The organism is Variovorax sp. PCZ-1 (assembly GCF_018413605.1).
Classification (GTDB): Bacteria; Pseudomonadota; Gammaproteobacteria; order Burkholderiales; family Burkholderiaceae_C; genus JANMDU01.
Genome location: NZ_JAHCDN010000001.1, coordinates 298,637 through 321,771, shown reverse-complemented (window position 1 = coordinate 321,771; position 23,135 = coordinate 298,637). Strand labels below are relative to the sequence as shown.

Sequence of the window (23,135 nt, the reverse complement as noted above, 5' to 3'; positions counted from 1 at the left end):
TTTGCATCTTTTGCGTTCTCATTCCAAGAGCAGTCAAACGCCATCCATCATGAAACATTACCTCCAATTCAACGATCTCGCTGCCGACGAATACGCGCACCTCTTCGCTCGCGCTGCAGAGATCAAGCGTAAGTTCAAGGCCTATGAAAAATACCATCCGCTGGCTGACCGCACGCTGGCGATGATTTTTGAGAAGGCTTCCACGCGCACGCGCGTGAGCTTTGAGGCGGGCATGTATCAACTGGGCGGCAGCGTTGTGCATTTGACAACCGAAGGCAGCCAACTCGGCCGCTCGGAGCCGATTGAAGACTCTGCCAAAGTGATCAGCCGCATGGTTGATCTGGTGATGATTCGCACTTTTGAACAAACAAAAATAGAAGCCTTTGCCGCCAACAGCCGTGTGCCCGTGATCAACGGCCTCACCAACGAATTCCATCCCTGCCAAATCCTGGCCGATATCTTTACCTTCATCGAGCATCGCGGTGATATCAAAGGCAAGACGGTGGCCTGGGTCGGCGATGGCAACAACATGGCCAATACGTGGTTGCAGGCGGCTGCACTCTTGGGCTTCAAAGTGAAAGTGAGCACACCTTCAGGCTATGAAATTGATCCTAAATTATTAGGGAATTTAGGTATTACCCGGCACAAATCAAGCGCAGAGTGCTACGCTTTTTATAGCGACCCGCAAAAAGCTTGCGAAGGCGCAGACCTTGTGACCACCGATGTGTGGACGAGCATGGGCTTTGAAGCGGAGAATGAAAAGCGCAAAGCCGCATTTGCCAACTGGTGCGTGGACGCGCGCTTGATGAAAGCCGCCAAGCCAGAAGCCCTCTTCATGCACTGCCTACCTGCGCATCGCGGCGAAGAAGTGAGCGCTGAAGTGATTGATGGCCCGCAATCTGTGGTGTGGGATGAAGCGGAGAACCGTATGCATGTGCAGAAAGCGTTGATGGAGTATTTGCTGCTGGGCAAGGTGGCTTAACTCTGCCCAACATCACGTGAGCGAAGCTGCCCACCCTTGCTTGAGTTGCGGCGCATGCTGCGCGAGTTTCCGCGTAGATTTCAGTGCGCAAGAATCCGAATCCTATGGTGGGTCTGTGCCAGAGGGTTTGAGTGTAGAGATCACAGGCAGCACTTGCCGCATGCGCGGTACAGACCATTCACCGCCACGCTGCGCAGCGCTTGTTGGGCAGATTGGCACGAAAGCAAGTTGCGGAATTTATGAATGGCGTCCTTCGCCTTGCCATGAATTGGAGCTGGGCTCAGATGCCTGCCAGCGAGCGCGGTTGCGACATGGGCTGGCTGCACTGCCTGCTTGATAAAACTATTGTGTTATTTACAGTGGCCTAGTTGCATCAATTATCGCAATGCCCACATGATTGCAGCACGTCTGAACGCTAGACTCTGCATATGACAAAAAAGAAAACATCGAATCGTCGCACACGTGCGCATGAATCATTGCAGCAGGTTGAGGAATCTGCCATCCTAGATCGCGTTTCTTTTCGCCTGCGCTCGCGCGAGCCCGTGCTGGGCTGGGCCTTGGGCGTATTCACAGCTTGGGTGGGTATCGTGATGTCACCTGGGCAGCTCATGCCATGGGCAGGTGTGCTGGTGGCCGTTTGCATTGCTTCATGGGCAAGAGCACGGCCTGCACGCCGTCCTGGCAAGGTGGTGATTCGCTACGTCTTGCTATCGCTGATGGCTGCTGTGCTGATGGCCGAGCCCAGCTCGGGCGGCAGCTTGGGGCCCATGCTTGTTTGGCCAGCGGCGATTTCTTGCGCCGCTGCCTTGATGCTGCGAGAGCGCTGGTCTGCGATAGTGGTGGCATCAGCGCTTGGCGCTTTCATCATCGCCAGCCTAGGGCAAGTGCCTCATGTGCCTTGGCTGCAAATGAGCACGGCATTGGTGGCGATTTTGACCATCGCTGGCATAGCCTATGCCTTTGGTGGTGCTCTGCGAAATACAGACGCGCAACTAGAAGCAGCGATGACCGATTTAAAAACCAAACTCTACAACGAGACCGGCTTTTTTACTTATGGCAACGAGCTGCTCGCGCAATGCCGAGCTCGCAAGAAACCGCTGTCCATGGTTTTGCTCAATGGCGCTGATTTGCATGATGTCCATGAACTGGTCGGCCGCATTGCGAGTGAGCGCTTGATCTCACAAGCCGTGCAGGGCATCACTGCGGCATTACCGCCTGGTGGCCTCGCAGCACACATGGGACAAGCAGAATTCGCCGTACTCGTGCCAGAAGCATCCGAGGCGCGCGCGCAAGAATTGGTGCGCTACAAACTAGGAAATCCGCCGGGGGTTCGCCTCAAAATTGCCAAGCGTGAGATCTCTGTGGTCTTCGACATGGTGGCCAGCGAAATACCGCCTGATGCGCACAACCTTGAGCCTATGTATGAGCGACTTTTCGCGCAACTGAGCAAAATGCGCAAAGGTTTGGATTCACACAGCACCATGACAGAGGCTGAATCTTTCATGCCCGATATGCAGCGCGCGATCAGCCCAACACTGCCCATGGCGCTGATGCGAAAGACTTAAGTCACATCACAGCCGTACAACCAAGGCATGCCCAGCACAGACGTGCCTTGCACAGCTAACACGGTATTTCGCGCCAAGGCCATCGCTCCCGAGAGATGAAAGATTCGGCCATTGCGTCTGGCGGTTTGCACAACGCGCGCATTGCGGTTCGCGCGTTGCGCCGCATAGGCTTGCAACGCCAGCGGTACTTGCGCATGAGACGACAAACACTTTGCCAGCACCCAGGCATCTTCGAGCGCCATGGCCGCGCCTTGCGCCAAATAAGGCAGCATGGGGTGCGCAGCATCGCCTAGCAAGGCAACACGCCCAAAGCGCTGATCAACCATCTGGGAAGCGCCCAAAGGCTGCCGATCAAACAAATTCCATCGCTTCCAGCCTTGCTGCTGCGCCCCCCCTGCTTCAAGCAAGGCTTGGAGCTCAGGCTCGGTGCGCTTGAACAATTGCATCACGTCACTGTGCGATGCCTTCAAAGCCCAACCGCTTTCATTCGCCGAAGGCATTTCAGCAAGTACCACCAAATTCCACAGACTGGTATCGCCTGATTGCTGGCGTATGGGATAGCTCACCACATGCACATCTCGCGCCCACCAAGTACGCACATGCGGTGTGCGCAGCGCTTCGGGCAATGCCGCTTTGGGCACCAGAGCGCGAAAAGCAGCATGCCCTGTCGCTCGCGGCGCACCATCTGCCAGCATCTGCTCGCGCACCTTGCTCCACAAACCATCCGCACCAATCAATACATCACTTTTATAAGACAAATCGGCATCTAGCCGGCATACAGACTGCGCAGAGTGCTCATATTTTAATAGTGCCGTATCTGTTTCCAATTGCACGCCCGCTGCCCGCGCTGCGCATAACAAGATGGCATGCAAATCCGCACGATGCATACTTGCATACACCTGTCCGTATTTTTCTCGCACGGCATCGCCAAGCAATATCCGGCTGATGTGCTTGCCGCTTTCTGCATCGATCATCACTATTGATTGCGGCAAACAAGCCTGCTGCAACACATCTTTGAGCAAACCCAATGCAGCAAGCACTTTCATCGCATTGGGGCCGAGCTGTATACCTGCACCAACTTCGCCAAACTCTTTTGCAGCTTCAAGCACAGTGACCTGCATTCCGTGCCTCGCGCACGCCAGTGCTGCGGCTAATCCGCCGATACCAGCGCCTGTGATCAAGATACGGTGCGACACAAGCCTTTGCCTCGGGGTTCAATCACGTGTCGCGCGTCGCTGCACACGATCAATATAAGCCTGCCCATCCGGCGGGCGACCTGCGCGCTGGCTTTCCCAAATCATGATGCCCAGCTCTTCCATCACTTCATGATGCGCTTCGTGTAAATCACCACGCCGCGCTGTGAGCAGCTCCACCGCTTGGCGAATACCGCGCGGTTGATCAATACTGCTTTGCTCGCTGATGCTCAAATGCATAGACAAGTGCAAAAACGGATTCGTCTTCGCGTCATTCACGTCATACATTTTTAAGAGCGCCGCATCCACATCGGCAAAATCCGCGTGGTATTCTGGGTGCTCATCCATCCACAAAGCGGCAAGCGTTTCTACGCCTTCCATGGGCAGATTTTTTTGATGCTTGGCATACACCGTACAGATAAAACGGCGCACATCTTCTTGGCTGGGCGTAAACATAAGCACAATTGTCGCATCCCATGAATTTCCCCATCATCACCGACCCTTGGTTTTATGCCGTGGCTATTCCCGCCGTGCTCTTGCTGGGTATTTCTAAATCAGGCTTTGGCGCAGGCTTTGGCTCCTTGGCTGTGCCGATGATGGCGCTGGTGATCACGGTGCCGCAAGCGGCCGCCGTATTGATGCCCTTGCTCTTGGTGATGGATGTGATGGGCATAGCCGCATACCGCAAAGATTTTGACAAGCGTTTGCTGAAATTTTTGCTGCCCTGCGGTCTGGTAGGCACTTTGATTGGCACCCTGCTCTTCAAGCTCATTTCGACACAACTCGTTGCGGGCATTGTTGGCGTGATCACGCTGGTTTTTCTTGCGCAGCGCCTCTTGTTTCCACCCAGCAAAGATGCCGCACCACCGCCACGCTGGTTGGGAGCGATTCTCACCAGCATTTCAGGCTTCACCAGCTTTGTTGCGCATGCCGGTGGCCCACCCTTCAATGCCTACATGATCGCGCAGCGCCTCTCGCCCGTGGTGTTCACCGCCACAGCAGCCTACTTTTTCTTCATCATCAATCTGAGCAAATGGCTCCCTTATGCCTGGCTGGGCTTGCTCGATCTGCGCAATTTCGCTACATCACTGGCGCTGATGCCATTTGCACCGCTGGGTGTATGGATTGGCGTGAAAATCGCCAGAAAAATTCAACCCACCTTGTTTTACAGGCTGGTTTATCTGGGCATGTTTCTCACTGGCTGCAAACTGGTGTGGGATGGATTTTTCAAATGATCACAAAGATCACATGACCCACTTGACCATCGGGTGCGTGGAGAGCGTGCGATACAGTTCATCGAGTTGCTCGCGGCTGGTTGCGGTAATTGTGATCGTGAGGCCAAGATAATTGCCGCCAGAGCTGTCTTTCTTAGCAATCGTGGCTGGATCAAACGTCGGATCAAATTGGCTGGCGACATGCGCAATTGCCGCCTCAAAGCCCTCCACTTTCGGCCCGAGCACCTTGATCGGAAAGAGGCTGGGGTATTTGATGAGGGATTGCTCTGGCGGAATATCCGCAGGATTCGAAGGGGGCTTGGGCGTGTTCACACCGCTATTTTCGCATCTTGGTAGCCAGCATACAGGCGCTGATACACCGGGCCCGGTTTGCCCTTGTGAGCCCCATTCCCCACAGGCTGGCCATCCAGCTGCGTGATCGGCAAAACTTCCTTGGTCGCAGAAGTGAGCAGCAGCTCATCAGCGGCAAATACTTCCTCTCTCGTGATGCGACGCAGAGAAAAGGGAATACCTTGCGCTTTGCAGATTTCTTCAATCAAACCAAAGCGAATGCCCTCGAGCACCAGATTGTCTTTCGGCACACCCATCAGCGCGCCGTCCTTGACGACCCACACATTGCTTGATGCCGCCTCTGACAAATAGCCTCGGCGAAACATCACCGTCTCCGTCGCGCCCACATCAAAGCTGATCTGCCGCGCAAAAACGCTGCCAAGCAAACTCGTGGATTTGATATGCGCCTTTTCCCAGCGGAAATCGTCTGCGCTCACACAAGCCACACCTTGTTCGCGCGCTTGCTGGGACGGCAAATTCAAAGGGCTACGCATCATGAAAACCGTGGGCTCAATGTCTTTGGGCATCACATGATCGCGTAAGGCCACGCCTCGCGTGATTTGCAGGTAAATCAGCGCATTTTTTGAAGAAATATCGGTATTTACCGGCATAGAATCTGCGCAGTCAGCTATCAATTCAGGAGCAACTAACTTCGCCACGAGTTCCTGCCACTGCTCGCGCGTATGCGGATTGGAGATACGCATTTCCTTGAGCGAACGCTCCAGCCGCGCCATGTGGTGCGGCAAACGAAACGGTTGACCCCCGTAAACGACAAACACTTCATACACACCGTCACCGAAAATGAACCCACGGTCCATCACACTGATCTTGGCCTGATCAATCGTGGTGAATTCGCCGTTTGTGCCACGGCCTAGATAACAAGGATAGGGAGGAAGATGCTCAAACATGCGGTGATTACATCATGAGTTTTGCGCCTCTGCTTACTCTACACACGGTGCAACACACGACCAGCATGACCATCCATGGTTTGACCATTCAAGGCAGCGAGGCGGCCATTGACATAAACACGCTCGATACCGATGCTGGGCGTCGTGGGAGCATCATAAGTGGCTTGGTCGTTCACTGTTGAGGGGTCGAACAGCACGATATCTGCCGCCATGCCAGGGGCGATCTGGCCGCGAGCGCGCTGGCCATTTTTTCCAACTCGATCCAAGCCAAAGCGACGTGCACTCAGCGCGGTCATCTTATGAATCGCCGTCTCTAGCGAGAAAAGCTTTTGCTCACGGCTGTAGCGCCCGAGCACGCGCGGGAAGCTGCCCCACAGACGCGGATGCGGGCTCTCATCATGCGCGAGACCATCCGAGCCCACGAGTGTGAGTGGATGCGCGAGAATGCGGCGCACATCGCTCTCATCCATCGCAAAATACACCGCGCCGGCGGGCATCAGCTCTTTGGCCAATTCAACGGGGGCCATGCCTCGCTCAGCCGCAAGTTCCATCAGCGAACGCCCTGCAACTTGAGACTGCGCACGAGACCACGTGATACGCACATCGCGCGAGCTGGCCACACGCTCAGGCAGCAGCATCGTGCTCGATGCGTCATACGGGTAGCAATCCATGCACACGCTCATCTGCTTGGCAGCTTCTTCAACCAATGACAGCGTTTGCGCCGAGCGACCATGGTTCGCTCGGCCAATCAGTTTGTGATGCGAAAGTACGAGTGGGCAGCCTACGGCCTTGCCCACAGCAAAGGCTTCGCGCAAAGCATCGTCTATGGCATCAGCCTCATCTCGCAAATGCATGGTGATGGGTGCTTGTACTGCACCCAGCGGCTTGGCCACAGCAATCATCTCTTGCGTGGTGGCTGCACGTGCAGGCGGGTAATACACACCCGTCGATAAGCCAAACGCGCCCGCATCCAGCGCTGCCTGCACATCGCGTGCCATCGCTTCGCACTGCTGCTGCGTCGCCTCATGCGATGTATCCGAAACATGCTTCACACGCAAAGTGGTGTGGCCTATCAGCGCTGCTGCATTGCAAGCTGGTTGTGCTGCTTGTAGCTCGGCCAAATAATCTGAAAACGAAGCAAAGCGAAATGCATCTGCGCCCAAAATATCCAGCGGTGCGGGCACATCTCGGCTTTGCAGCGGCGCAAGACTCACGCCGCAATTGCCTGTGATCACCGTCGTCACGCCTTGCGAGAGCTTGGGGTGTGCGCTGCCTTGGTTGACGGATTGCAGTAGCAGTGCATCATCATGCGTGTGTACATCGATGAAGCCGGGCGCGAGCACCATGCCATCGCAATCGACGGTTTCCTTGGCTCGGCCTTGCCCCGTAGGATAAATCGCTGCAATGCCGTCGCCATCAACGCATACATCTGCTGTGCGGGATGCCGCGCCCGTGCCGTCAATCAGGCGGGCATGGCGAAAGAGTAAATCGTGCATGTGGCTTTAGTCTACCTTTGCACCCGAACGCTGGATCACTTTCGCCCAAAGTGGCCGCTCGCGCAGAGCACGCTCAAACAAGCGATCAGGCTGCGCAATCGTGGTTTCAAAAGCAAGCTGGTTATACCGTTCTGCCACGGCAGGAAGTGCCAAGACCTTGTTGATCTCTGCATTGAGCTTACCGATGATCTCGCGCGACGTACCCGCTGGCGCAACGATACCGCCCCAAGCAGTGGTCTCGTAACCTGCCACGCCCGCTTCGGCAATGGTGGGCACATCGGGCAAAGCTGGGCTGCGCCGCGCGCCTGACACGCCTAGCACGCGCACGCGGCCAGCCTTGATGTGCGGCAAGATCGAGCTCAGGTTGTCAAACATCAAATCCACTTGCCCACCGATCAAATCCTGAATCGCCTGCGGGCTGCCGCGATATGGCACATGGGTGATGAAGGTGTTGGTCATGTTCTTAAACAGCTCGCCACCTAAATGCCCCGTCGTACCGTTACCTGCTGAACCCATGGTGAGCTTACCAGGGCGACTTTTGGCCAACGCGATCAGCTCTTTCACGGTTTTTGCGGGAACATTGTTGCCCACCACCAGCGCGTTTTGCACATAGCCCAGCAAAGCGATCGAGGCAAGCTGTTTGTCTGCGTCATAAGGCAGCTTGCTGTAGAGCGATTGATTGATGGCCAGCGTGCCTACATTGGCATAACCCAGGGTGTAGCCATCGGGCGCAGCACGTGTGACTTCTTGAATACCAATTGCACCGCCTGCGCCGGGCTTGTTGTCGATGATCACCCCCATACCCAGCGTTTTGGCCAGTTCAGTACCCAAGATTCGACAGATCAAATCAGGCGCACCTCCTGCAGCAGAAGGCACAACCAGTCGGATCGGTTTATCTGGCCAGGCAGCACGAGCCAGCATAGGCAGCGCCGCTGCGCATACGGAAAGAGCCTGGATCAAACTGCGACGATGAAGTAAAGATGATTTCATGATGAATCGCTTTCAATGTGCAACAAAGAATGGGCGAATGATCCGCTGCATGAACTGCACAGACAAGAGATAGTTCGATATTGATTCATGAGTTTTTCTCATGCAAAATGCGGGCAAACCCGAACGCCAATCCATGAATCGCATACCCTCCACACAAGCCCTGCAATGCTTTGAAGCCAGCGCACGCCTAGGCTCATTCACGCTTGCCGGGCAAGAAATGCATCTCACACAGGGCGGCGTGAGCCGTCAAGTGATTGCGCTTGAGCAACGTTTAGGCTGCGCCTTGCTCGCACGCCGGCGTGATGGATTACAGCTCACGCCATCTGGCCAAGCCTATTTGTCAGAAATTGAGCCAGCCCTGAGGCTACTGGAGCGTGCCACCTCGAATGTGATGGCGCTCAAAGGTTTGGGCGGCGTACTCAATCTCTCTATCCCCGCTTCATGGGGCAATCATTGGCTCATTCCCCGCTTGGGTGGCTTCACACATGCGCACTCACACATCAGTTTGAATGTCTTCACCAAGATTGGCGCTGCAGATTTCTCCAACCGGCAGATTGATGCTGCAGTGGAATATCGTAAGGCCGCACGTAGCGATATGGCATCTGAATTCGTCATGCCTCTCGTCCTCTACGCTTATGCCAGCCCAAGCTGGAAACGCCAGTACGGCAACCATATTCCGCCAGCATCTATGCTGCAACACACCACCCTGCCCTTGGCTTGGAACGGCTGGCTGAGCCAAGCGCGCGCCACGCAATTGCAATGGCCTGATCCACACCAAGAAGTGGCCAGTGGTCCGCGCTACGATTTGATGTTCATGGCCATGAATGCAGCAGCAACGGGTTTGGGAGCCGCTTTGTTACCCGATTTCATGGCAGCGCCATTGGTGGCTGCACGCCAGCTCACACGCCTATCCCCCACTGCTTGGCAAGCACCGGGGGGCTATTTTCTATCGCAATCACCGCTGATGCGAAGTGAAACTGCTTTCATAACCTTCAGAGATTGGCTGCGGGATCAGATCAGCGCAAGCGCCTGATGCGTTTTTTACGCCACACATTAAAACGCCATCCCAGCTTCACGAGCAAGTAGCCGGCAATCGCTCCGCCTACGGCAAAGATGCCCATGCCCAGCACTGCAGGCCAGCCGATGCTAGAGAGCCATTGAAACAAACCGCCCCCGTCCGACAGCTTGGCAGGCGGGGGAGCATCAATGAAATAGCTACCAACTTGATAAGCCAAATACAGCCAAAAACCCACCGTAAACGGGTTGGTGATGAAGGTCATCGCAGCAGCCACTGGAATATTCGCACGCCACCACACACAATTGGCGGCTGCAAAAATAATTTGGGCAAAAGGAATGACAAAGGCCCAAAACATGCCAATAGCCACCCCGCGCGCTACCGACTCATGCTGCGCCGTCCACAGCTTGCGATCCAAGATGCGATCCGCAATCGGCGCAAGCCAAGGCTGCTGCGCCAGTTCTTCACGCTTGGGCAAAGATTGGCGAAAGCGCTGGTACCAACCAGGTTTTGAAGTAGGCGGGAGGGAAGGCACAAGTGGCAGGGGGAAAAGATGCTGAAATGTGTTGATCACATAAGTATATCGACGCATTGTGACGAAAGTACAGTCACCTTGCTGCTGCGATGGACATACTGATATTCACATCAATATCTTGCTCACACCTTGATAAAACAAGCGTAATATGCTATTGATTTAATAGCATATCTTGGATATGCTGCTCACGACTTACGCCGCTTCGCCGCCTCTCCTAGCGCTTGCGAAAGTGCCGCAGGCTTGATCGGTTTGCTTAAATAATCATCCATGCCAGCCTCAATACAAGTTTCGCGATCGCCTTCCATGGCATTGGCTGTCATCGCCACAATTTGCGGCTGTTGATTCTTAGCAATATCTGCACGAATATGCCGCGTAGCTTCTAAGCCATCCATCTCGGGCATTTGCACATCCATGAGCACAAGATCAAAGGGCTCTGTTGCTAAGGCATCCTTCAACATTTGCAGAGCCACGACACCATTCGACGCTACCGCGATTTGATAACCCATGCCCTGCAAAATCAAGGTGGCCACGCGCTGGTTCACCAAATTGTCTTCTGCCAACAAGATGCGCAAGGGATAGGTGTCTGAGAGCTTGGCTTTGGCTGGCATCGCCACAGGTGCTATCGCGCTCAGTGGCGCGGGCATGCTGATGGGTACGCTCACGCCGCTGTGCGTCACACGGTTACCCGATGATGAAGGGCGATCTAACACGCGCGCTAGCGCGGCCATCAGCTGCGCCGATTTAATCGGTTTGGAAAGCGTTTGTGCCACACCCAGCTCACGGCTACGCACGCCATCCATACCCTGCGAAGTCAGCAAGAGCAAAGGCAGCTCTGTAGCAGGGTGTTTGAGCCTAATCTGCCGCGCCAATTCATACCCGTCCATGCCGGGCATCTGTACATCAAGCAGTGCCACATCAAAGTATTCACCATCGGCGAGCAGTTCCAGCGCCAAACTTGCACTTGCCACACTCACGGGATGCATGCCCCAGCGCGTGGTTTGTAAATCGACGATACGGCGGTTCGTGGCGTTATCGTCCACCACCAAAACGCGCTTACCCGCAAGCTTTTGATCGCCTGCGCTGCTCCAAGCAATCGGGCCCGTTTGCACGGCGTGCAGCGGAATTTCAAATTGAAAGTTGCTGCCCATGCCTACTTCAGACTCCACCCAAATACGCCCACCCATCAAGCTGATCAGGCGCTTGCAAATGGCCAAGCCTAGCCCAGTGCCTCCATAGTTGCGCGTGGTCGATGCATCGACCTGGCTGAATACTTGAAACAAGCGATTGAGCCGCTCTGCTGGAATGCCAATACCCGTGTCACGGACGCTGGCATGCAGCAGTGGATCACCACTCTCAGCCATGCGACGCGTGAGTGTCACAACGACTTCGCCATGCTGGGTGAATTTCACGGCATTGCTGATCAAATTCACAAACACTTGGCGCAAGCGAGTCGAATCACCCAGCACAGTGCGCGGCACCTCATCATCAATCCAATAGAGCAAATCCAGGCCCTTGGTAGTGGCGGGCTTGGCGGTCAAATCAAGTGCGGTTTCCACGCAATCGGCCAACGCTATCGGCACTTGTTCCAACGAGAGATGACCAGACTCAATCTTCGAGAAATCCAAGATATCGTTGATCAGTGAAAGAAGCTGATCGCTACTGGTGCGAATCGTGTCTGCAAACTCGCGCTGCTCATCACTCAGTGGCGTTTCCAGCAGCAAATCGCTCATACCGATCACCGCATTCATCGGGGTGCGAATTTCATGGCTCATATTGGCCAAGAATTCAGCTTTGGCGCGCTCAGCAGCCTCAGCACTGTCTTTGGCCTGCATCAGCGCCACTTCCACTTGTTTGCGCGGCGTGATATCGCGTGCAATCCCAACCAAGCCAATACACTGGCCCTGCGCGCTCAGCATGGGAGTCTTGATCAACTCCAAATACATGGGCTCGCCGGTTTGAGGGTGTGGCGCTACATCATCACGCACATGGCTGAGGCCACTGTCCATCACAGCAGAGTTGGAAGCCATATAGCGCTCCCCGCGCTCTTGGCCGAAGATATCTACTGGCGTTTTGCCCACCAGATCTTTATGCTGCAGACTGTGCGCCTCCAAAAATGCTTTGTTGCCAATTTGATAGAAGCCTTCGCGATTGATCACCCAAATATGATCTTGAATGCTATGAATCAGAGCCGACAGCTGCGCTTCTTGATGCCTGACCGCATCCTCTGCGCGCTTGCGAGCGGTGATATCTCTGGCGATACCCGCAAGACCGATGCACTCGCCTTGCGCATTAATCAAGGGGATTTTGGAGAGCTCAACAGTGATCGATTTGCCTGTGACTTGATCAATATGGGTATCTTCGCGTAATTCAGACTGTTTATCCTGCATCATTTGAATGTCAGCGGCTCTGAATCGAGCAGACACATCGGATTCAAATATTTCACTAGAGCTGCGTCCTATTACCTTCTGTTTTTCTATATCAACAAAGTGTAGAAATGCTGGATTGGCTACCACATACTTGCCTTGGCGATCCATCAACCAAATGTGATCGGTAATGGTGTCAATCAAAGCTTGCAATCGTTGCAACTGCTCTGAATCGTTACTTGCTTGCGCAGCTTGCACCGTGCCTTCATAACCGATGGCCACGCCTTGCGCATCCAGCAGCAACTTGGCTTGCTCTTTCACGCTCACATCGCCACTGACACCACGCATCACTGAATCAAATTCACGAACACCGCCTCCATAGAGTTGCGCCATGAATTGCCCATGTCGACCTGCTTGCGCGTAGCAGCGCGCATGTGAGGGCTGGGTCTTCAGCATGAACTCGGCGCTGCTGTAGCCAAGCAGGCGAGCCAGCGCAGTATTGACATAGGACAGGCGGCCATCCAGCCCAGCACGATAAGCACCTACTGGAAGCAAATCTAACAGCGAAGAAAAATCAGGCACGCTCATCAGGAATACCAATAAATAGTTCTGTTGTCATGCTAGCACAGCGTATTTCGGAGCCATGCAGCGCATGGCAATACAACTTTAGGCTTATTTCGGCATTTAGCCGGCATGGAATCTGCGCGAGATGCTATCTATTTAATAGTGATGCCGGATCATCGCTACGCAGCACTTTCCACGCCAGCTTGGCCAGTTGTTGCGTGTTGGCTGCCAGCACTTCTTTCTTTACCGCGAGGATCTGGCTCGGGTGCATGGAAAAGCAGCGCAGCCCCATGCCCAAGAGCAATGGTGTCATGCTCACATCGCCTGCCATCTCACCGCAGACGCTCACGCCCTTGCCAGCTTCGTTGCATTGCTTGATCGTGTTGGCGATCAAATGCAACACAGCGGGATGCAGCGGATCGTACAAATGCGCGACAGATTCATCCGCGCGATCAATCGCCAGTGTGTACTGAATCAGATCATTCGTACCCAGGGAGAGAAAATCAAAATGCTTTAAGAATAAAGGTAAGGCAATCGCTGCAGCGGGAATCTCGATCATTGCGCCGAGCTTGACGTTGCCATAGGCGATCCCACGCTGATCGAGCTCCTGTCGTGCAAGCTCAATTTGCTTGAGTGTGAGCGTGATTTCGCTGCTCGCGCTGAGCATCGGAATCAATAAATTGATTTGCCCATGCACTGCCGCGCGCAAGATGGCTCTGAGCTGCGTGCGAAACATCGCGGGCTCGGCCAAACACCAGCGAATGGCTCTCAAACCGAGGGCTGGATTGAGGTGTGATTCATCGCGCGCCGTCTGTGCGTCCAGTGGCTTGTCCGCCCCCACATCCACGGTGCGAATCGTTACTGGCAGGCCTTGCATGCCCTCCACAGCCTTGCGGTAAGCGGCGTATTGCTCATCCTCATCGGGCAGCTTGCCCGCACGCCCCATGAAGAGAAATTCACTGCGAAACAAACCTACGCCCACTGCACCAGCGGCTAAGGCTGCAGCCGCATCTTCTGGTCGCTCGATGTTGGCCAGAAGTTCTACCTTCTGCGCGTCTTGGGTGATGGTGAGTGTGTGCTTGAGCTGCTGCAGTTGCTCGCGCTCAAGCATCGTGATTTGCTGGCGATCCCTGTACTGCAAAAGGATCGTCTGCGAGGGATTGACCACGATCACGCCAGCATCACCATCGATGATGATCACATCGTCTTGCTGGATGAGTTGGCTGGCCGTGCGCGCGCCCACCACTGCGGGGATATCCATGCTACGCGCCACAATGGCGGTGTGGCTGGTCTTGCCACCCACATCGGTCACGAAACCCGCAAACACCGAGTCCTTGAATTGCAGCATGTCTGCCGGTGAAAGGTCATGCGCGACCAAGATCAAACCCGCCTCTTCGGCCTGCCCTGGCGTAACATGCGGCAAAGCAGATGGCTTGCCCTGCAAAACCTTCAGCACGCGCTCGACCACCTGATCGAGATCGCCCTTGCGCTCACGCAGGTATTCATCTTCCATCTCATCGAACTGCCGCGCCAGCACTTCCATCTGCGTCACCAGCGCCCATTCCGCGTTGTAATGCCGCTCGGTGATCCAATGCATCACACCATCTTGCAAGGTCTGGTCTTGCAAGAGCATCATGTGCACATCAATCAGCGCAGCGATCTCAGCAGGGGCATCTTTGGCCTCGCGCATCACCACGTTGTGCTGCAAGCGAATGAGCTCGTCTACCACCGTGTTCTTGGCATCCTTTACGCGCGCGAGCTCGGCCTCGACCTGCGCGGGCTCAATGAAGTAATGCGCCACATCCGCCCGGCCAGAAGCCACCAGCACGGCACGCCCGATGGCGATGCCGCTGGAGACTGCGAGGCCGTGGATGGAAAAGGTCATGGTTTCACCGCCGGGCCCGCCCCAATGTGAAACGCGCCCCCGGCAAAAGCAGCGCTGGAGCCTTTCTTCCAGCTTGGGGCAGCGATCCACGCGCAGCGGGAGAGCGCGGGGGCAATCATTCGCCTTCTCCGAACTTATCAGCGAAGAGCGCATTGATCGCATCCGATGCAGCCTGCTCTTGATCACCATTCGTCTCCAGCACCACATCCACGCCGATGCCCGCAGCGAGCATCATCACACCCATGATGGATTTGGCATTGACCTTGCGCTCACCACGCGAGAGCCACACTTCGCACGGGAAGCTACCAGCTAATTTGGTGAGTTTTGCAGACGCTCGGGCATGCAAGCCTAATTTATTGCTGACTTTGATGGTCGTTTGAATCATGATTTTTAAGAGTTTGATTTTGAGGAGCAGTCACGGCCACTTGCATCACGCCTTGCGAACCACCGGCCAGCGCGCGTTGCACGAGCACATCCAGAGACTCATGCCGATATGTGACGGCGCGCAGCAGCATGGGCAGGTTCACGCCCGTGAGCAAGCGCGTGCGGATGCCATCGGTGAGTTGCTTGGCGATGTTGCTGGGCGTGGCGCCAAACACATCGGTCAGCAGCAAGGCATCTGAGCCCTGTTGTGCGAGCAACACGCGCGCCTGCGCCACGCTTTCTTGAGGCGGCATATTAGGCGGCACATCCATTGCTGACACGTGCGGATTGCAATCTGGGAACACATGTAGCGCGCAGGCCTTCAAAGCTGAGGCCAGCGGCGCATGGGCGATGATAAGAATATGGTTCACGTGGGTTTGACAGTGCTGATGGCACGATTATCCAGAACAAATCGCAAATATCCGGCTGTAGAGCAAATCAGGAATACCCCAAGCGCCAGTCGGAAAGCATCTGTGGTGCTCAAGCCCCAGTTTTTGCCCAGATCAATCAACATGCCAATACCCCACTGCACGATAAACGTGCCCGAGAAAATCACCAAGTTGTAAGCACTGAGCGCGCGACCTGCGATTTCTTTGGGAAAGGCCATGGCGGTTGCCGGCTGCGCCAGTGACATGAAACTAGACGCCATACAAAACAAGGCCCAATGCCACCATTGCACCGCGCCACCAGCGTAGCAAATCCATGCAAGCACCGCCAAACTCAGAGGTATGCCGCGCGAAAGCATGGCATCCGCATGCCAACCGCGCGCGTTGAGCCAAGGATTGATCGCACCCCAGGTCCAGAAGGTGCAGAGCATGCAGACATTGAGCCAAAACAAGCCCTGCGCTGCTTGCCCAGGCGTCACGCCACTGACCTGTACCAACCACGGCCCCGCCCACAGCGTTTGAATCGCCATCAAACCGCCATAGCTGAAAAAACCCATCCACAAGTGTCTTTGGAAATACGGATGCCGCCAAATGGGCAGGTAGCTTACGAGTAAGCCTTCCTGTGATGCTTGTTTGGGCTTTTCAGGGCGCGGCAAGCGCAGCCAGAGCACCAGTATGGCGAGCAGCACTAAAACGGCCAATCCCACAAACAGCATGCGCCAACCCGTTTGCGGCAGCAGCCATTGCACAGGCAGCGTGGAGGCCACCATGCCGAGCGAACCCGTCATCAGCATCCAAGAATTGGCGCGCATTTGCGATTGCGGCGCAAACCACAGCCGATACGCAGTGAGCGGAGCCATCAAGCAAGCACTCACGCCCACACCACAGAGCACGCGAGCGGCCAACAGTCCTGCGAAATTCGGTGCCAGTGCAAACGCAATGCAACCCACCACCGCCACGCTCAAGAAACACAAAATCACGCGCTTGGGGCCATAGCGATCCAGCCAGCGGCCAAGTGGCAATTGCGTGAGCGCAAAGCCCAAAAAGTACCCTCCGGCCAGCAGTCCCAAATCGCCAGCGGTGAGCGCAAATTCCAGACGTAGCGTGGGCGCGAGTGTGGCTGTGATGGCGCGAATCAAGGCCGATAAAAAATACGCCAAGGCAAAAGCCAGAAATACTTGCACCGCCAAGCTGCGTGACATACTGACTGCCACGCTCGTCAACTTGTCCTGGGGCGCTTGCGTGATCGTGTTGCCTACCCCACTCATTTCGCACCCACCATCTTCAGATTGCTCAAAAACGTCTCCACCGCTTGGGATGAAAAAGCGCTCGGGCCATCGCTGCCCTGCGCAGGCTGCCCGTAAATCGCGGCCTGCGCGATGAAGCGGCCATGCGCGAGCTGGCGGCTGTGTGTGGCCTTGCTATTCGCTTTCAAATCCTCTTGAATAGCTTGCAACAAAGCATTTGCAGGCACTTCTACGAGCGAGACAGTAAACATCGCACCACCTGCCTCACAGCCCGCCATGCTCATCTGCATGGCCTGCCCAGCCAGCTGCACGGCACGTGAGCCACGATCAGGTTTACATGGCAAGAGCGCTGTCACGCCAGCCTGATCAAAGCCCACCTCGCGCCAGTTAAAAGCGGGCGTGCAGCTGGTGAGAGCAGCTGCAATAACTATCATTTTTATAGCTGTTCGCGCAATAGATACGCCGCCAAAGTGCTGATTTTTATCAAAAAACATACCGTATTATCGTTTGGAAGCACAATAACAGCTGGAGAGTCTCTTTATGGCAAATTTCGTTTTGGTTCATGGCGCCTGGCACGGCGCATGGTGCTGGTCTCGCGTACTGCCGCTTTTGCGCACTGGCTCGCACACAGCACATGCCGTCACCCTCACGGGCGTGGGCGAACGCGCGCATTTGCTCTCGCGCGAGATCACGCTCCAAACGCATATCACTGATGTGGCGAATCTGATCGAAGCGGAAGAATTGCAAGATGTGGTCCTGGTTGGCCACAGCTATGCAGGGATGGTGGTCACAGGGGCTGCCGACCACTTGATAGCGACGCAACCCACCCGTCTTCGCCATCTGGTGTATCTCGATGCCAGTGTGCCCAAGCCTGCTGAAGCTTGGGGCGATAAACATCCAGAAGCCACCCGCATCGCGCGCGCCGCCGCTGCGGCTGCGCACCCGCTAAATGCCCTGCCCCCACCCGATGCTAGCGTATTTGGCTTGGAAGGCAAGGATGCCGCTTGGGTCAACCGCCGCCAAACGCCACATCCCTTCGGCCCCTACACCGATCCGGTGCAGTTTGACATGGCGCGCTTAGGTGCCGTGCCACGAACATTTATTGATTGCGTCAATCCGCCCCTGGCCACGATCAACGCCAGCCGCGAGCGCGCTCGCAGTGCCGATACCTGGGATGGGCATTGGCTGCCCAAATCCAAGCTCGTGGTGATGAACACCGGACACGACCCCATGGTGAGCGCGCCAAAAGAGTTGGCTGGCATTTTGCTGCATTGCGCACAATGATTGAACGCCGCGTCTTCATCTTAAACGCTACAAATACAGTAGCACTCTGCGCATATTCTTTGCCTGCGATAGCCCAAAATGACACTCAAAAACCACTCTTGCCATGGCCTGCAGACCTGCGCCAAGCCGCAGCGCAGGCCAACGCGCACGGCGAGCCTTTGGTGCTCATGGTCAGCCTCCCCGGTTGCCCTTGGTGCGAGTTGCTGAGAAGAAATTATTTGATCCCTATGCAAAGCGAAGGCGTGGCAGCCTACGAATTCATGATCAATGAGCGCAGCCGCACACTGCTAGATTTCAAAGCCCAACGCATCACGCCCTCTGCATTCAGCGCGGCACTCAAAGTCACCAACACACCCACCTTGCTCTTCTTTGACAAAGCCGGCCAAGAACTCGCACCGCGCATCGAGGGCGTCGCTTCTGCGGATTTCCTTGGTGCGATTTTGGATGAGCGCTTAGCCACCGCGCGTGCGCGCCTCAAAGCTGCGCGTTAAGCCCGCGTGCAATCAAACACAGGCTGTGCTAACCTGATCGCCCCTTACGAATTACTGAGGAGCCCACCATGCCCGGATTACTGCCCAATGTTGACCCCAGCGGTCTGCTTGAATTTTCTGTGGTCTACACCGACCGCTCGCTCAACCACATGAGCCAACAATTCGGCGGCGTGATGCGCGATATCTCCAGCATGCTGAAAACCGTTTACAACGCACACAGCGTCGCCCTCGTGCCCGGCAGCGGCACATTCGGCATGGAATCTGTGGCGCGGCAGTTCGCGGGTGACAAACCTGTGATCATCATCCGCAATGGCTGGTTCTCCTACCGCTGGACGCAGATCATCGATATGGGCAAGATCACATCTCAGGCCACCGTGATGAAAGCTCGCCCCGTGCGCTCAGGCGTGCAACAGCCTTGGGCTCCCGCTCCAATAGCAGAAGTGGTTGCAAAAATCGCCGAACTCAAACCCGTCGTCGTCTTCGCACCGCACGTCGAAACCTCCGCCGGCATGGTCTTGCCCGATGACTACCTCAAACAAGTCGCTGATGCCGTGCATGCCGTAGGCGGCCTCTTCGTGCTCGACTGCATTGCCTCTGGCGCGATGTGGGTCGATATGAAAGCCACAGGTGTCGATGTGCTCATCTCCGCCCCACAAAAAGGCTGGAGCAGCTCCCCTTGCTGCGCCATGGTGATGATGAGCGAACGCGCTCGCTCCGCCATTGATAGCACCACAAGCAGCAGCTTTGCCGCCGACTTGAAGAAATGGCTGCAAATCATGCAAACGTATGAGAGCGGCGCGCACGCTTATCACACCACCATGCCCACGGATGCGCTCACGCGTCTGTGCGCCGTGATGAAAGAAACACAGCTCTATGGTTTTGCAAAAGTCCGCGAAGAACAAATCGAGCTCGGCACAAAGGTTCGCGCCCTCTTTGAATCACGCGGCATCCACAGCGTGGCAGCCGATGGCTTCAAAGCGCCCGGCGTGGTGGTGAGCTACACCAACGATCCTGAGTTGCAATCCAGCAAAAAATTCTTGGCGCAAGGTTTGCAAACTGCGGCTGGTGTGCCTCTGCAATGCGATGAAGGCGCGGATTTCAAAACCTTCCGCATTGGTTTATTCGGTCTCGACAAGTGGCATAACGTGGATCGCACGGTGTCGCATTTGTCGCATGCGCTGGATCAACTTGGTTTGACGGCTCAGCCTTTGGCGGCTTGAAGGTTTCTTTCTGGTTAGCACGGCCTCGGCTGCGCTTGGGCTGTTCCCCTCCGCGACTGTCCCCCGCCGGCTTCGCCGTCTCCTCCTTTATGTCGCTGCGAGAAACAACCCAATCACAGCCGAGGCCTCATCGGAATGCTGAAGTCTTTGCACTCCTGCATAGACTACTTCTAAGACCTTGCCGCGTTGAAATCAGAACTATCCACACCAATCAACTGCTTGCGTAAATCGCCAGTGATGATGCTGTCCCACGCAGCGAAATAAAGGGGGAGGTGGGCGCAGCACGCCGGAGGACATTCGCGGAGTGGGATAGCGTCAGCGCTGGCGATTTACACAAGCCACTTAGCGCCAAGAAACTAAAAACGCGGCAAATCAGGATGCTTGACCTTGCCAGCGCGAACTAACTCTCTTCCATACTCCGCACAGCGATTCAAAGTCGGGATCACCTTGCCCGGATTGAGCAAACCCAGCGGATCAAACGCGCGCTTGATGCCAAACATTTGCTCGTTCTCTGCTGCTGAAAATTGCACACACATGGAGTTCAGTTTCTCAACGCCAACGCCATGCTCACCTGTGACTGTGCCGCCCATGGCGACACTGGTCTCTAGGATATCTGCACCGAAAAGTTCACAGCGATGCAGTTGATCAGGATCGTTCGCATCAAACAAAATCAGCGGATGCAAATTACCATCGCCTGCATGGAAGACATTGGCGCAACGTAATTGGTATTTCTTTTCCATCTCCGCAATCGCCAGCAAGATATCAGCGAGGCGCTTGCGTGGAATCGTGCTGTCCATGCACATGTAATCCGGGCTCATGCGGCCACTCGCGGGGAAGGCATTTTTGCGGCCACTCCAGAATTTCAAGCGCTCTGCTTCGTTTTGGCTCACTGAGATTTGCGTTGCGCCCGCGCCTTTGAGCACTTCAGACATGCGGCCAATTTCTTCCTCCACTTCTTCTGGTGTGCCATCGGACTCGCAGAGCAAAATTGCTTCTGCGTTCAAGTCGTAGCCCGCGTGCACGAAATCTTCCACGGCTGCCGTCATCGGCTTGTCCATCATCTCCAAGCCTGCGGGGATGATGCCGGCTGCAATCACCGCAGCCACCGCATCTCCTGCCTTGCGCAAATCATCAAAGCTGGCCATGATGCAGCGAGCGAGTTGCGGCTTGGGTGTGAGCTTCACCGTCACTTCGGTTGTGATTGCGAGCATGCCTTCTGAGCCGACGATCAGGGGTAGCAGATCAAGGCCAGCAGTATCAAGTGCATCAGAGCCAAACTCAACCGGTTCGCCATCGACTGTGAAACCTTTGACCTTCATCACGTTGTGCAGCGTGAGGCCGTATTTCAAGCAATGCACACCACCAGAGTTCTCCGCCACATTGCCACCAATCGTGCAAGCAATCTGGCTGCTCGGATCAGGTGCGTAGTAAAGCCCATACGATGCAGCGGCCTCACTGATCGCCAAATTGCGCACACCACACTGCACCACCGCCGTTCGGCTGTATTTGTCGATCTTCAAAATCTTGTTGAATTTAGCGAGAGAAAGCGTCACACCCATCTCATGCGGCATCGCCCCGCCAGAGAGCCCCGTGCCTGCGCCGCGCGCGACCACTGGCACTTGCAACGCATGGCAAGCTTTGAGCACAGCGGCGATTTGTTCATACGTTTCGGGTAACACCACACACAGAGGCCTCTGGCGATAGGCTGTAAGCCCATCGCATTCATAGGGCGTTGTATCTTCATTCGCATGAAGAATCGCATGCGAAGGCAAAACAGCCTTCATAGCTTGCAGAATCTGCGCGATGCGCTCTGTTTTTCGTAGCAATTGAGGGTTGACAGGTACGTTCATAATTTAAACAGTGTACTTCTCGATGGCAGCTTGATCAAATCGCACGCCGCTGCCAGGTGCATCGCTCGCGATAGCCATGCCTTGCTCAATAGGCAGCGGCTCTTGCAAAATCGGATTCCACCAATCTGCATATTCCAACCAATGCGCCGTTGGCGTAGCGCATAGCAGATGCGCGCTGATCTCAGGCCAAAGGTGATTCGAGCAAGGCACGCCATACACACTCGCCATGCTCGCAATCTGCTGCCAGCCCGTCACGCCGCCGCACTTCATCACATCAGGCATCACCAGTGAGCGCACACCGGCATTGAACGCATGCCGAAAATCCAACGGCCCCCACCAGTTTTCGCCCACTTGCAAAGGCGTGCGCGTACCTTGCGAAAGCTTCACGAAAGCCGCGTAATCGTGCGCGAGCACCGGCTCTTCAATCCACTCCAAACCCTCGCCATCGAGCGCATGCAAGCGCTTCGCAGCCTCGGTGTGCGTGAGCGATTGGTTGTAATCCACCATGATCGCCACGTCTTTGCCTACAGCGGCTCGCATCGCGCGAATCGTGGCAAGGTCTTCCGCGAGCGTTGGATAGCCAATCTTCGCCTTCACACCTTTAAAGCCTTTCTTCGCCCAGCTCTCAGCCACTTTTGCGGAGCCTTCCACACCGTCATACCCCACCGCCCCATAAGCCTTGATCGGCTTGGCTTGCGCGCCCAGCAGAGCATACATAGGCAACTTTTGCGCATGTGCCAAAGCATCCCACAAAGCCATATCAATGCCAGAGAGCGCCATGCCCACTAAGCCCTGCGTGCCCAGCAAACGAAAGCGCGCATGCAGGCTCTGCCAAAGTGCAGCAGGCGCAAGCTCCTGCCCCACGATTAACGCTTCCATACCGCGCAGCAAATCCGCAGTGGGTTTGAGAGCCGCAGGCGTGTAGGTAAACAACATACTCCGGCCTTGCACGCCAGCATCCGTCTCCACAGTGAGTAACGCCAGCGGCGAAGCGGCCACCACACCAGAAGCCGTGCGATGCGGCTCGGGCAGCGGCACGAGCGCAGTTTGTACTCTTAATGCAGTGATTTTCATGGCTTCATTGTGACTCTAGATCCGTGAAGTGCGTTTGAGATTTTTTGTAGGGGCTGCATGAAATTCGCTCATGTTACCTGTCAGGCACGAGACTGACAG

The 23,135-nt window shown here is 55.5% G+C and carries 23 protein-coding genes; 8 read left to right on the top strand and 15 right to left on the bottom strand.

Going from position 1 to position 23,135, the window contains the following annotated elements; genetic code table 11:
* Window positions 1-49: 49 nt before the first annotated feature.
* From argF to KIH26_RS01635, 3 genes are all read left to right on the top strand, one after another.
* Window positions 50-982 carry an ornithine carbamoyltransferase gene (gene argF, locus KIH26_RS01645; RefSeq protein WP_213441799.1) on the top strand — a complete coding sequence of 311 codons (933 nt, stop codon included), beginning with the start codon at window positions 50-52 and terminating at the stop codon, window positions 980-982.
* A gap of 16 nt (window positions 983-998) precedes the next feature.
* Window positions 999-1,319 (top strand): YkgJ family cysteine cluster protein, encoded by a 321-nt coding sequence (locus KIH26_RS01640; RefSeq protein WP_213441797.1) that lies wholly within the window; start codon window positions 999-1,001, stop codon window positions 1,317-1,319.
* Between the two features lie 91 nt (window positions 1,320-1,410).
* Entirely contained in the window at window positions 1,411-2,547 is a 1,137-nt protein-coding gene (locus tag KIH26_RS01635; RefSeq protein WP_213441794.1) for a GGDEF domain-containing protein, read from the top strand.
* On the opposite strand, the gene KIH26_RS01630 is transcribed toward KIH26_RS01635, so the two are convergent.
* Window positions 2,544-3,743 carry an FAD-dependent monooxygenase gene (locus tag KIH26_RS01630; protein ID WP_213441793.1) on the bottom strand — a complete coding sequence of 400 codons (1,200 nt, stop codon included), beginning with the start codon at window positions 3,741-3,743 and terminating at the stop codon, window positions 2,544-2,546. The genes KIH26_RS01635 and KIH26_RS01630 overlap by 4 nt on opposite strands.
* 18 nt (window positions 3,744-3,761) lie before the next feature.
* Window positions 3,762-4,196, bottom strand: a complete 435-nt coding sequence (locus KIH26_RS01625) for a DUF1841 family protein (protein ID WP_213441791.1) — start codon at window positions 4,194-4,196, stop codon at window positions 3,762-3,764.
* Window positions 4,197-4,216: 20 nt separating this feature from the next.
* Between KIH26_RS01625 and KIH26_RS01620 the strand changes: the two genes are divergently transcribed.
* Window positions 4,217-4,975, top strand: a complete 759-nt coding sequence (locus KIH26_RS01620; protein ID WP_213441789.1) for a sulfite exporter TauE/SafE family protein — start codon at window positions 4,217-4,219, stop codon at window positions 4,973-4,975.
* A gap of 9 nt (window positions 4,976-4,984) precedes the next feature.
* Here the strand turns inward: KIH26_RS01620 and KIH26_RS01615 are convergent, their stop codons facing one another.
* The 4 genes from KIH26_RS01615 to KIH26_RS01600 are packed head-to-tail and all read right to left on the bottom strand — an operon-like array spanning window position 4,985 to window position 8,699.
* Complete coding sequence (locus tag KIH26_RS01615) at window positions 4,985-5,287, bottom strand: YbeD family protein (RefSeq protein WP_213441787.1); 303 nt, start codon at window positions 5,285-5,287, stop codon at window positions 4,985-4,987.
* Complete coding sequence (locus KIH26_RS01610; protein WP_213441785.1) at window positions 5,284-6,213, bottom strand: aminotransferase class IV; 930 nt, start codon at window positions 6,211-6,213, stop codon at window positions 5,284-5,286. The genes KIH26_RS01615 and KIH26_RS01610 overlap by 4 nt, the downstream gene beginning before the upstream one ends.
* 38 nt (window positions 6,214-6,251) lie before the next feature.
* Window positions 6,252-7,709 carry an N-acyl-D-amino-acid deacylase family protein gene (locus KIH26_RS01605; RefSeq protein ID WP_213441783.1) on the bottom strand — a complete coding sequence of 486 codons (1,458 nt, stop codon included), beginning with the start codon at window positions 7,707-7,709 and terminating at the stop codon, window positions 6,252-6,254.
* Between the two features lie 6 nt (window positions 7,710-7,715).
* A complete protein-coding gene (locus tag KIH26_RS01600; protein WP_213441781.1) occupies window positions 7,716-8,699 on the bottom strand; it encodes a Bug family tripartite tricarboxylate transporter substrate binding protein in 984 nt (327 codons plus the stop codon).
* Window positions 8,700-8,832: 133 nt separating this feature from the next.
* Between KIH26_RS01600 and KIH26_RS01595 the strand changes: the two genes are divergently transcribed.
* Window positions 8,833-9,732: a LysR family transcriptional regulator gene (locus KIH26_RS01595; RefSeq protein WP_213441779.1), complete on the top strand. Its 900-nt coding sequence runs from the start codon at window positions 8,833-8,835 to the stop codon at window positions 9,730-9,732.
* On the opposite strand, the gene KIH26_RS01590 is transcribed toward KIH26_RS01595, so the two are convergent.
* From KIH26_RS01590 to KIH26_RS01560, 7 genes are all read right to left on the bottom strand, one after another.
* Window positions 9,716-10,306, bottom strand: a complete 591-nt coding sequence (locus KIH26_RS01590; RefSeq protein ID WP_213441777.1) for a DUF2062 domain-containing protein — start codon at window positions 10,304-10,306, stop codon at window positions 9,716-9,718. The two genes, KIH26_RS01595 and KIH26_RS01590, sit on opposite strands and share 17 nt — an antisense overlap.
* A gap of 128 nt (window positions 10,307-10,434) precedes the next feature.
* Complete coding sequence (locus KIH26_RS01585) at window positions 10,435-13,200, bottom strand: PAS domain-containing hybrid sensor histidine kinase/response regulator (RefSeq protein ID WP_213441775.1); 2,766 nt, start codon at window positions 13,198-13,200, stop codon at window positions 10,435-10,437.
* A gap of 124 nt (window positions 13,201-13,324) precedes the next feature.
* Window positions 13,325-15,061 carry a phosphoenolpyruvate--protein phosphotransferase gene (gene ptsP, locus KIH26_RS01580; RefSeq protein WP_213441773.1) on the bottom strand — a complete coding sequence of 579 codons (1,737 nt, stop codon included), beginning with the start codon at window positions 15,059-15,061 and terminating at the stop codon, window positions 13,325-13,327.
* A 115-nt stretch (window positions 15,062-15,176) separates the two neighbouring features.
* A complete protein-coding gene (locus KIH26_RS01575) occupies window positions 15,177-15,446 on the bottom strand; it encodes an HPr family phosphocarrier protein (RefSeq protein WP_213441771.1) in 270 nt (89 codons plus the stop codon).
* Window positions 15,415-15,855, bottom strand: coding sequence for a PTS sugar transporter subunit IIA (locus tag KIH26_RS01570; protein ID WP_213441769.1), 441 nt, complete (start codon window positions 15,853-15,855; stop codon window positions 15,415-15,417). Before KIH26_RS01570 ends, KIH26_RS01575 begins: the two co-directional genes overlap by 32 nt.
* Entirely contained in the window at window positions 15,852-17,072 is a 1,221-nt protein-coding gene (locus KIH26_RS01565; protein ID WP_213444587.1) for an MFS transporter, read from the bottom strand. The genes KIH26_RS01570 and KIH26_RS01565 overlap by 4 nt, the downstream gene beginning before the upstream one ends.
* 62 nt (window positions 17,073-17,134) lie before the next feature.
* Window positions 17,135-17,551 carry a hypothetical protein gene (locus tag KIH26_RS01560; protein WP_213441767.1) on the bottom strand — a complete coding sequence of 139 codons (417 nt, stop codon included), beginning with the start codon at window positions 17,549-17,551 and terminating at the stop codon, window positions 17,135-17,137.
* Window positions 17,552-17,657: 106 nt separating this feature from the next.
* Between KIH26_RS01560 and KIH26_RS01555 the strand changes: the two genes are divergently transcribed.
* From KIH26_RS01555 to KIH26_RS01545, 3 genes are all read left to right on the top strand, one after another.
* A complete protein-coding gene (locus KIH26_RS01555; RefSeq protein WP_213441765.1) occupies window positions 17,658-18,401 on the top strand; it encodes an alpha/beta fold hydrolase in 744 nt (247 codons plus the stop codon).
* 98 nt (window positions 18,402-18,499) lie between these two features.
* Window positions 18,500-18,892, top strand: a complete 393-nt coding sequence (locus KIH26_RS01550; RefSeq protein WP_213441763.1) for a thioredoxin family protein — start codon at window positions 18,500-18,502, stop codon at window positions 18,890-18,892.
* 68 nt (window positions 18,893-18,960) lie between these two features.
* On the top strand, window positions 18,961-20,112 hold the full coding sequence (locus KIH26_RS01545; RefSeq protein WP_213441761.1) for an aminotransferase class V-fold PLP-dependent enzyme: 1,152 nt from the start codon (window positions 18,961-18,963) through the stop codon (window positions 20,110-20,112).
* Between the two features lie 356 nt (window positions 20,113-20,468).
* Here the strand turns inward: KIH26_RS01545 and KIH26_RS01540 are convergent, their stop codons facing one another.
* The gene (locus KIH26_RS01540; RefSeq protein ID WP_213441759.1) at window positions 20,469-21,962 is read right to left on the bottom strand and encodes an FAD-linked oxidase C-terminal domain-containing protein; all 1,494 of its coding nucleotides are present in this window, start codon (window positions 21,960-21,962) and stop codon (window positions 20,469-20,471) included.
* Window positions 21,963-21,965: 3 nt separating this feature from the next.
* The gene (locus tag KIH26_RS01535) at window positions 21,966-23,036 is read right to left on the bottom strand and encodes an enolase C-terminal domain-like protein (RefSeq protein ID WP_213441757.1); all 1,071 of its coding nucleotides are present in this window, start codon (window positions 23,034-23,036) and stop codon (window positions 21,966-21,968) included.
* Window positions 23,037-23,135: the final 99 nt, after the last annotated feature.